Below are 9,067 nucleotides of genomic sequence, written 5' to 3'. Positions count from 1 at the left end.
AATATCAACTAATCAGTTTTGTTGTTATGAGACGCATACGCACAAGCGAGTTAAGAAAAGTGTCGATCGGCGGGTGCGTCAGTTGTGAAAGAGAGACAGGACCGGCACCGGCCAAGGCGAAGGCAAGCCCGAGGTCGTCGGCGGCCCGGCCGCCGACGACCTCGGGCTTGCCTTCGCCTTGGCCGGTGCCGGATGGCTGTGCCAGTGCGTGTTCGCGGTCTTCCTCTCGCTGTTCACGGCGCGTCAGGACTATCGGCGGATCGCGTCGATCAGCATCACGGGCACTGTGGTGACGACGATGTCGATGCTGCTGCTCATCCCGTACGCGCCGCGCGCCTCGACCTTCCTCGGCTGTCAGGCATTGGGCTTCGCAACGAATCTCCTGATGGCGTCCGCCTGGTCGCGGCATGCAATCAGTGACTGGCTGGCATGGCCGGCGCTCGATCGCAGTACGCTGCGCGCGTTGGTCAAGCTCGGCGGCTGGCAGGTTGCGGCACAAAGCGGCGCGCTGTTTGCCGGACAGGCGGACCGCTATCTGCTCGGCGCGCTGCTGCAGCCGCAATTCGTCGGCTTCTACAGCGTCGCGCAGCGGCTGGAGGAGGCGGTCTATATCGGTGTGTTGAAGATCGGCGAGATCTTGTTCCCGTTCTTCAGCACGCTGCAGAAGGAAGACGATGATCGCAAGGTCGACCTCCTGCTTCGCTCGTCCTGGATTCTCAATGTGCTTGCCGCGAGCGCGCTGGGCGGCCTGATCCCGGTCGCAGGCGCGCTGCTGTATCGATGGACCGGCGCCGAGGTCGCCGCCGAGGCACAGCTGGTGCTGGTGGTGCTAGCGATCAGCGGGATATTGGGGTCGAGCGCCAACGTGTTTGCATTCTATCTGCTGTCGCAGGGACGCTCCAGCTACAACGCGCTGATCTCGCTCGTCACGGGCATTTTCACGCTGGCGACCAGCGCCGTCGCGTTGCCGTTTTTCGGCTGGCAGGCGGCCGGCTGGAGCTCCTGTGCCGGCATGGCCGCGCAGATGGTGATCACGGTGCTGCTGTTGCGGCGAACGTTCCGGCTCGCAGGGATGTGGTCGCGCATGGTGCATTTCGTCTTGATCCCGCTCGGCACGGGCGTCGCCATTGCGCTGGCACTGCGCTCTCAGCTTGGCCATGTGTCGTTCGACCACGCGCCGTCATGGTGGTATGTGGTGTCGCTCTACGGCGTATCGGCGGCGGCGATCTTTGTCGCCGCCGTTGCCGTGTCGCAGCTGGGTCCCTATCGCGCCGTCTGCTGGCGGGATCTCCGCATCATCATCACCCGCTTCTTGCCCTTCAAGGCCGCCTAGACATGTGTGGTATCGCAGGCATCGTCAATCTTCGGGGCAATCCCGTGGAGCCGGCCGAGATCTCGCGGCTGACCAGCTTGATCGCGCATCGCGGGCCGTTCGGTGAAGGCATCTGGTTCAACGCCAAGCGAAACGTCGCCTTCGGCCATCGCCGGCTCGCGATCATCGATCCCGGCGAGGGCGGCTATCAGCCGATGGCATCGGGCGATGGCCGCCATGTGATCGTCTACAATGGCGAGATCTACAACTTCCTGGAACTCCGCCGCGAGCTCGAGGCGAAGGGCGCCGTGTTCCGCAGCCAGTCCGATACCGAAGTGATCCTTGCCGCCTGGCAGGCGTGGGGCGAAGACATGCTGCTGCGCTTCAACGGCATGTGGGCGCTGGCGATCTACGACACGGTCACCGATGATCTGTTTCTTGCGCGCGACCGCTTCGGTATCAAGCCGATGCTGTACGCGCTCTCATCCGAGCGGTTCGTGTTCGCCTCCGAGCAGCGGGCGCTGGCGCGGAGCAGGCTGGTTGAGACGTCGCTCGACGTCGACGTGGCGCGGAGGCTGTTGCTTGACCCGTTCGGGATCGAAGGCAGCGAGCGGACCCTGTTCACGCAATTGCGCCGCCTCCAGGGCGGCCACTGCATGTGGCTGCGTCAGGGGCGGGTGCAGGTGCGCCGCTGGTGGCGGACGGTGGATCACCTGCCTGATATCCCAGATACCGAAGCCGAACGCGTCGCGCGCTTTCGCGAGCTGTTTCAGGATTCCGTCGCGCTCCGCATGCGCAGCGACGTTCCGATCGGCACCTGCCTGTCCGGCGGCTTTGACTCGTCCGCGGTGATCTGCGCCATGGCGAGCCATGAGAAGGCCGGCATGGGGCCGCGCGACTCGACCGCCTGGCGGCACGCCTTTGTCGCGACCTTTCCGGGCGCCGGCAATGACGAGCGGCCGATGGCAGAGGAGGCGGCCGCGTGGGCCGACGTGGCGCCGAGCTTTCTCGAGATCGGTCGTTCCGACGCGCTCACCGACCTTGACCGGATACTCGACGACAACGACGACGTCTATATCGGGTTGCCGAGCGCGCCGTGGTTGATCTATCGCGAGCTCCGCCGCCAGAATGTCACCGTGTCGCTCGACGGCCACGGGGCGGACGAATTGATGGGGGCCTATCTGCAGGAGGGGCAGTCGACCGCATTCCGGATCCGGAACGCTGCCGCTGCGCTCACGTCACGATCGCAACTGGCGCAGCGCGGCATCGACTTCCTGCGGGCGCAGATGATCAGGCGCCAAGGGCACTATTTCCTGCGGGGAGGCCTGATGGCGATGCCGGCGCCGCTGCCGCTGGTCGCCGAGGATGACGAGTTGCCAGATACGTGGGGTGCGCTGAACCGGCGTCTCTATCGGATGTTCCACTCGACCACGCTGCCGACCATCCTGCGCAATTTCGACCGGCTCTCGATGGCGCACGGGATCGAGGTCCGCATGCCGTTCATGGACTGGCGGCTGGTGACCTATACAATGGCACTGCCGGAAACGAGCAAATCGGCCGATGGCATGACCAAGGTGGTGGCGCGGCAGGCGATGGCGAACCTGATGCCCGAAAGCATCCGCACCGCGCGCCGCAAGGTCGGCTTCAATTCGCCGATGCCTGAATGGCTGAACGGACCGTTGGCAGGCTGGACCGCGGAATTGCTCAATCGGAATGTCCCGGCATTTGCCGAGTTCGTCGACGAAGCGCCGCTTCGAACGGTGGTCGGCCGCTTGACGGCGTCGCAAAGCTGGGATTGGGAATCCGTCGGCCGGATCTGGCCATACCTGAACATGAAATGGATGTTGGCGAGGACCGCGTAACCAATGCGTCTGTTCCAGAATAGCGGTCTCTATCCGTCCTATCTGCCGCGGCTGAACCAGCTTGCGGCAAAGGCATCGACCTTCGCGGCGCGGCGCGACGTGTTCCTGCACGATCGCTTTGGCGCAGCGCATTTTCTCAAGCCGGTGCTCGACGGCGCCCCCGAAGCCTTCTTCACCAATGCCGACGACGAAGTGCTGCAGCGCCAGTGGGCGCGTGAGCAAGGCATGCAGGGGACGCCGACGCTCGAGGCCATTCTGCTGGCGCAGATCGAGCATCACGGAACCGAGGTGTTCTACAATCTCGATCCGGTGCGCTTTCCGAGTGCGTTCGTCGCCAGGCTTCCCGGCTGTGTGAAGAAGACGCTGTGCTGGCGCGCGGCGCCCTCGGGAAATGCCGACCTGAGCGCCTATGGCGCGGTGCTCGGAAATTTCCCCTCGATCCTCGAGGCGTGGCGCGGCAAGGGCTGCCGGGCAGAGCTGTTCTTCCCCGCTATCGATCCCGTCATGGAGCAGTACGGCCACGGCGAACGGCCGATCGACGTGGCATTCGTTGGTGGATATTCACGGCACCATAGCGCGCGCGGCCGGACGCTCGAACAGGTCGCGGCTCTGGCGGCTGAGCGCAACATCGTGTTCTGCCTCGATGCCTCGCGGCTGACACGGCTTGCGGAAAGCGCGGTCGGCCGATTGCTGCCGCTCGCGAAGCACCGGCGCCCCGAGGTCATCGCGCGAATCGCAAGGATGCCGCTGTTCGGCCGGGATCTCTATGAACTATTCGGATCAGCGAAGATCGTGCTCAACGGCGCGATCGACATGGCCGGCAACGATCGCGGCAATATGCGCTGCTTCGAGGCAATGGGCTGCGGGTCGCTGCTCGTGTCGGATGCGGGCAATTATCCGGAGGCAATGCAGGACGGCGTCACGATGCGCACCTATGATACTCCGGAAAGGGCCGTCGAGGCGATCTCAAGCAGCCTGCAGGATTGGCCGCAATGGGCCGGGGTCGCTGCATCCGGCCAGAGCCGTGTACAGGAGACTTATGGCAAAGCCGTACAATGGGCAAAGTTTATCGATCTCGTCGCGCGGATTGAGCCGTGCTAGATGGGGCAAAGAGCCGGCCGGAGGGCGGGCGATCGGACCGGAATGATGTCTGCAAGTGACTTGATCTATCAGCTGAAATGGGTTGCCGACGGACTTGCCGTGCCGCTGTTCAGATTGCGGCCGCGGCCGTTCGGCCCGGGCTATCAGACGGCCAAGCGCGATACCATCACCGCGGCCATCGACGCTGGCCTGCTTCAGGCGGGAAAGGAGCTTCCGCCTGGCTACGGCGTCGCCATGGACGAGCGTGTGGTGGAATATCCCTGGGTCTATGGCCGCTTGAACAATGTCGGCAAGATGCTGGACGCGGGATCGACGTTCAACCACGACTTCCTGCTGCAACGTCCGCCGCTGCGTGGCGCGGATCTCACCATCATGACGCTGGCGCCGGAGCGGCGTTGCTATTGGCATGATGGCTATTCCTATGTGTTCGGCGATCTTCGGAAGACGATGTTCGGCGATCATGTCTTTGACACCGTCGCCAGCATTTCGACGATCGAGCATATCGGCCTCGACAATCAGATGCTTTACACGGGCGATGCGCGCGACGCCGAGACAGATCGGGACGGCTTCGTTCCGGCAGTGAAGGAATTCAAGCGCATTCTCAAGCCCGGTGGGACCTGCTTGATCTCCGTGCCGTTCGGCAGGCGCGAGAATCTCGGTTGGTATCAGGTGTTCGACCTTGCCATGATCGAACGGATCATCGAGGCATTCGGCGCGGCATCTTATCATGTCGACTATTTCGGCTATTCGCGACAAGGCTGGTCGCGCCAGAGCGCCGAGGCGCTCGCCGAGGCGACAGTATTCGACATCCACACCGGCAAGGGACAGGGCGATGACCTTGCTGCGTCGTCGCGCGCCGTCGCTTGCCTGCAGTTGACGGCATGAATTTCGATTACCTGATCCAGCGACTGATCGGTCGCGCGACGTGCCGGCTGCAGGAAGACGCGGCGCTCGGCCGCGATGCCAGGATCAGAAACATCCGCGGCGATTCCGACAAGATCGTCGTCGGCCGCAACAGTCGCATCCTGGGTGAGCTCCTGACCTTCGCGCATGGTGGCGATATCCAAATCGGCGAGTGGTGCTACGTCGGAGAGGGAACCCGGATCTGGTCGGCGGCCTCGATCGAGATCGGCAATCGCGTCCTGATCTCGCATTCGGCGAATGTGTTCGACAATCTCACGCACCCGCTGCGGGCGGCGGAGCGGCACCGGCAGGTCCAGCAGATTTTCACGCGCGGCCATCCGGACGATATCTCGCTTGACGAGAGCCCGGTTAAGATTTGCGATGATGCCTGGATCGGCGCGGCTGCGATGGTGTTGCGCGGGGTGACGGTCGGGCAGGGCGCAATCGTCGCGGCAGGCGCGGTCGTCACAAGGGATGTCGCGCCGTTCTCGATCGTGGCGGGCAATCCGGCCGTTCTGGTGAGGGAGCTTGGCCCCGATGAACGGTGAGCGCAAGTTTACCACCTGGGAGGAAGCGGTGGTCTGGCTGCGCAATCAGCCCGACCAGCACCAGCTCGTGCTTGACGCATTTTACGACGATCCCCTGGCTGGCGCTGCTGAACGCTATTTCCGGAGCTCCGAGTGGCAGGCGGTCGCCGCGCTGCTCACCGGCCGGTCCGGCACCGCGCTCGACGTTGGCGCCGGCCGCGGCATTGCGAGCTACGCGCTCGCGAGGAACGGCTTTGCCGTGACGGCGCTGGAGCCGGATCCCAGCGCGATCGTCGGGGCGGCGGCGATCCGGGATCTGGCGCAGCAGACCCAGCTGCCGATCCGGGTGGTCGAGGAATTTTCCGAGCGGCTGCCGTTCGACGATGCGGCATTCGATCTGGTGTTTGCCCGCGCCGTGCTGCATCATACGCGCGACCTCGAAGGGGCGTGCCGCGAGATGTTTCGCGTGCTGCGGCCGGGCGGCCTGCTGATCGCCGCGCGCGAGCATGTCATCAGCAAGGAGGCGGATCTTCCGCAGTTCCTCGCGCAGCATCCGCTGCATCATCTCTATGGCGGCGAACATGCCTTCCTGCTTGAGCGCTACACTGGCGCGCTGGTGAGCGCGGGATTTTCCGCGATCGACACGCTGGCGCCGTTGCAAAGCCCGATCAACCTGTTCCCTTATACGCAGGAGACCCTGCGCGCCGCGATCGTGACCAAATTGTCGCAGAAGTTTCCGGTGGCTCCGCTGTGGCGAACCGCGCTGGCGCCGCGCCAAGTCTTCGGCTCGCTGCTCTCGATTGCCGAACGTTTCGACAATCGACCGGGCCGGCTCTACTCCTTTGTCTGTCACAAGGCCTGAGCGATGATCGTCTGGGTTACCGGCGCGAACGGCTTCATCGGCCGCCATCTCGTGCATCAACTGGCGGGAGCGGGCCATGCGGTGCATGGCGTCGGTCACGGTGCGCTCGACGCAACGGAAGCCCGACAGCTTGGCTTGCGGAGCTGGGTCAACGGTGAGATCGATGCGGCCAATCTGAACGCGCTCGCGGCCGCACACGGGCTGCCGGGACGCGTCTTTCACCTGGCCGGCGGATCGTCCGTCGGCGTCTCGATCGAACGGCCGTTCGAGGATTTTTCGCGGACTGTCGCGAGCACGGCGCGGCTGCTCGAATGGCTGCGCGGATCGGCGCCGAACTGCGCCGTGATCGCGGCGTCGAGTGCGGCCGTTTATGGAGCCGACCATTTCGGTCCGATCGCTGAAAGTGCCGTCCCAACTCCGATGTCGCCCTATGGGCAGCACAAGTCCATGATGGAGCAATTGTGCCGGAGCTACGCGCAGTCGTTCGGCATCCGCTGCACTGTCGTGCGGCTGTTCTCGGTCTATGGACCCAATCTGCGCAAGCAGTTGCTCTTCGACATTTGCTCCCGGCTGCAAGCCAGGGAGCAGGAGCTGACGCTCGGCGGGACGGGCAACGAAATCCGCGACTGGACCGACGTTCGCGATGTCGCGCGGCTGCTTGCCAGCGTCGCGGAACCGTCGTCGCAGGAAACCTTCCGGATCATCAATGGCGGGTCAGGCCGCGGGACCAGCGTTGCCGACATCGCAGCCGGCCTCATCCGGCAGTGGGGCAGCAAGACCGTTGTGCGGTACTCGGGAATAAGCCGACCCGGTGATCCCGCGAGCCTGTTGGCCGACGATGCAATGCTGCGCCGTGTCGGGTTCGACTGGCGCATTCCGCTCGATCAGGGCCTTGCCGATTACGTGACCTGGTTCAAAGGGCAGGCTTCGTGACGTCCCGCCCATTGCGGTTCGCGTTCGGTCATATATCGCGACGGCTTTGGGCCGGCGGGTACAATTATCAGCGCAATCTGTTCGCGGCACTCGCGCGGTTTCTGCCCGGCGAATTCGTTCCGGTGGTCTTTGCCGGGACTGGAGCCGACGAGAATGAACTCGCTGAGCTTGCCGCGATACCAGGTGTCGAGGTCGTCCGATCGGAGGCATTCGACGGACAGCCGGGGTTGGCTGCGGCGCTCGGGCTTGGTCTGGACCGCGGAGCCGCGGCGGCGTTTCGTGCCGCGCGTGTCGATGTCGTTGTTGAAGCCGCGCGCTTCTTCGGCTGGCGGCTGGCTATCCCGGCGGTGGCGTGGATTCCGGACCTGCAGCACCGTTCGCTGCCTCAGCTGTTTCCAACGACGGCGCGTTGGCGCCGCGAGATCGGCTTTCGCGTTCAGATCGCGTCCGGGCGAACCATCATGCTGAGCAGCGAGAGCGCCTTCCGGGATTTCAAGGCCTACTATCCGCATGCAAGAAATCGCGTCAGCGTCGTGCGCTTTGCGACCCAGCCGTCGGCTGCATTCCTGAACACGGCACCCTCGGAAGTAATCGCGAGCTACGGCCTGCCGGAAAGCTATTTCTACCTGCCCAATCAGTTCTACCGCCACAAGAACCACCAACTCGTGGTCGATGCGCTGACGATCCTGAAAGAACGAGGCACCAACGTGGTGGTCTGTGCTTCCGGCAGCACGGAGGATCGGCGCGAGCCGGGCTACTATGATCTGGTCAATTCCATCGTCCAAAAGCGTGGCCTGGAAGCGCACTTCCGGCACCTCGGCGTGATCCCATTGCCGCATGTCTACGCGTTGTTGCGGGCTTCAACCGCACTGCTCAACCCGTCGCGCTTCGAGGGATGGAGCACGACTGTCGAGGAGGCGAAATCGTTCGGCGTTCCCATGATCCTGTCGGATATCGACGTGCACCGCGAGCAGACCTCGGGTGGTGCCCGTTATTTCGGCGTCGATGATCCGGTGGCGCTGGCGGACCACCTGATGCAGACTTCACGGGACGCCCATGGGCTTGTGGTTCGCGATGTCGTCGCGCTCCAGGACGATCGCGTCGGAGCCTTCGCGGCAAGCTTTGCAGCCACGATGCGACAGGCTGCCGGTGAACCGGTCCAAAGATAGAGGCGAGGGGCGAGCAGCGATCGGACAAGGACGTTCCCGACGTGAAGACGGGCAGGGAGAAGTCTCTGGTGGCCGTCTGCGGATCGCAATGGGATGGTTGGGGCAGCTGCGCCCGCGTCCTCATTCTGGATCGACGTACCCGATCCCGTCCTTCACGCTGAACCTGCCACGGCAGGCCATGTGATGCTTGCGTCCGACGACAGGCAATTCGTCGCTCTTTGAAAACGACGGCACGTTGAGGACTAGCTCTTTGACGAGCACCTCCTCAAACCCGCAGCCGGCCTCCAAAATGACGCGCCACTTCAGTTCGCCGTTCGGCGTTTCGTGGGCCATCGTGTTGTATCGAAGTCGAATGAGATCGCTCATGGCTCCCCGTAGCATGTTTCCTTATCAAGGAC

8 protein-coding genes and 1 pseudogene are annotated in these 9,067 nt (G+C 63.9%); 8 read left to right on the top strand and 1 reads right to left on the bottom strand.

What is annotated here, in order from left to right; genetic code table 11:
• Positions 1 to 169: 169 nt before the first annotated feature.
• The 8 genes and pseudogenes from FNJ47_RS42265 to FNJ47_RS42230 all read left to right on the top strand — a co-directional run.
• Positions 170 to 1,333 (top strand): annotated as a pseudogene (locus tag FNJ47_RS42265) (lipopolysaccharide biosynthesis protein); the annotation flags it as partial.
• Between the two features lie 2 nt (positions 1,334 to 1,335).
• A complete protein-coding gene (gene asnB / locus FNJ47_RS42260) occupies positions 1,336 to 3,174 on the top strand; it encodes an asparagine synthase (glutamine-hydrolyzing) (RefSeq protein WP_163162232.1) in 1,839 nt (612 codons plus the stop codon).
• Between the two features lie 3 nt (positions 3,175 to 3,177).
• Positions 3,178 to 4,275 (top strand): glycosyltransferase family protein, encoded by a 1,098-nt coding sequence (locus FNJ47_RS42255; RefSeq protein WP_163162230.1) that lies wholly within the window; start codon positions 3,178 to 3,180, stop codon positions 4,273 to 4,275.
• Between the two features lie 45 nt (positions 4,276 to 4,320).
• Positions 4,321 to 5,160, top strand: coding sequence for a methyltransferase domain-containing protein (locus FNJ47_RS42250; protein ID WP_163162228.1), 840 nt, complete (start codon positions 4,321 to 4,323; stop codon positions 5,158 to 5,160).
• The gene (locus FNJ47_RS42245) at positions 5,157 to 5,726 is read left to right on the top strand and encodes an acyltransferase (RefSeq protein ID WP_163162226.1); all 570 of its coding nucleotides are present in this window, start codon (positions 5,157 to 5,159) and stop codon (positions 5,724 to 5,726) included. The genes FNJ47_RS42250 and FNJ47_RS42245 overlap by 4 nt, the downstream gene beginning before the upstream one ends.
• Complete coding sequence (locus FNJ47_RS42240) at positions 5,716 to 6,567, top strand: class I SAM-dependent methyltransferase (RefSeq protein WP_163162224.1); 852 nt, start codon at positions 5,716 to 5,718, stop codon at positions 6,565 to 6,567. Before FNJ47_RS42245 ends, FNJ47_RS42240 begins: the two co-directional genes overlap by 11 nt.
• 3 nt (positions 6,568 to 6,570) lie before the next feature.
• Positions 6,571 to 7,500: an NAD-dependent epimerase/dehydratase family protein gene (locus tag FNJ47_RS42235; protein WP_163162222.1), complete on the top strand. Its 930-nt coding sequence runs from the start codon at positions 6,571 to 6,573 to the stop codon at positions 7,498 to 7,500.
• Positions 7,497 to 8,669, top strand: a complete 1,173-nt coding sequence (locus FNJ47_RS42230) for a glycosyltransferase (protein WP_163162220.1) — start codon at positions 7,497 to 7,499, stop codon at positions 8,667 to 8,669. The genes FNJ47_RS42235 and FNJ47_RS42230 overlap by 4 nt, the downstream gene beginning before the upstream one ends.
• 120 nt (positions 8,670 to 8,789) lie before the next feature.
• On the opposite strand, the gene FNJ47_RS42225 is transcribed toward FNJ47_RS42230, so the two are convergent.
• Positions 8,790 to 9,035 (bottom strand): hypothetical protein, encoded by a 246-nt coding sequence (locus FNJ47_RS42225; RefSeq protein ID WP_163162218.1) that lies wholly within the window; start codon positions 9,033 to 9,035, stop codon positions 8,790 to 8,792.
• Positions 9,036 to 9,067 lie beyond the last annotated feature (32 nt).

Origin of the sequence: Bradyrhizobium uaiense (assembly GCF_010811875.1) — a bacterium.
GTDB lineage: Bacteria > Pseudomonadota > Alphaproteobacteria > Rhizobiales > Xanthobacteraceae > Bradyrhizobium > Bradyrhizobium uaiense.
This window is presented reverse-complemented; position numbering and strand designations above follow the sequence as displayed.

Coding starts and splice junctions, on each gene's coding strand:
- asnB (WP_163162232.1), top strand. CDS start 1,336: ATGTGTGGTATCGCAGGCATCGTCAATCTTCGGGGCAATCCCGTGGAG.
- FNJ47_RS42255 (WP_163162230.1), top strand. CDS start 3,178: ATGCGTCTGTTCCAGAATAGCGGTCTCTATCCGTCCTATCTGCCGCGG.
- FNJ47_RS42250 (WP_163162228.1), top strand. CDS start 4,321: ATGTCTGCAAGTGACTTGATCTATCAGCTGAAATGGGTTGCCGACGGA.
- FNJ47_RS42245 (WP_163162226.1), top strand. CDS start 5,157: ATGAATTTCGATTACCTGATCCAGCGACTGATCGGTCGCGCGACGTGC.
- FNJ47_RS42240 (WP_163162224.1), top strand. CDS start 5,716: ATGAACGGTGAGCGCAAGTTTACCACCTGGGAGGAAGCGGTGGTCTGG.
- FNJ47_RS42235 (WP_163162222.1), top strand. CDS start 6,571: ATGATCGTCTGGGTTACCGGCGCGAACGGCTTCATCGGCCGCCATCTC.
- FNJ47_RS42225 (WP_163162218.1), bottom strand. CDS start 9,035: ATGAGCGATCTCATTCGACTTCGATACAACACGATGGCCCACGAAACG.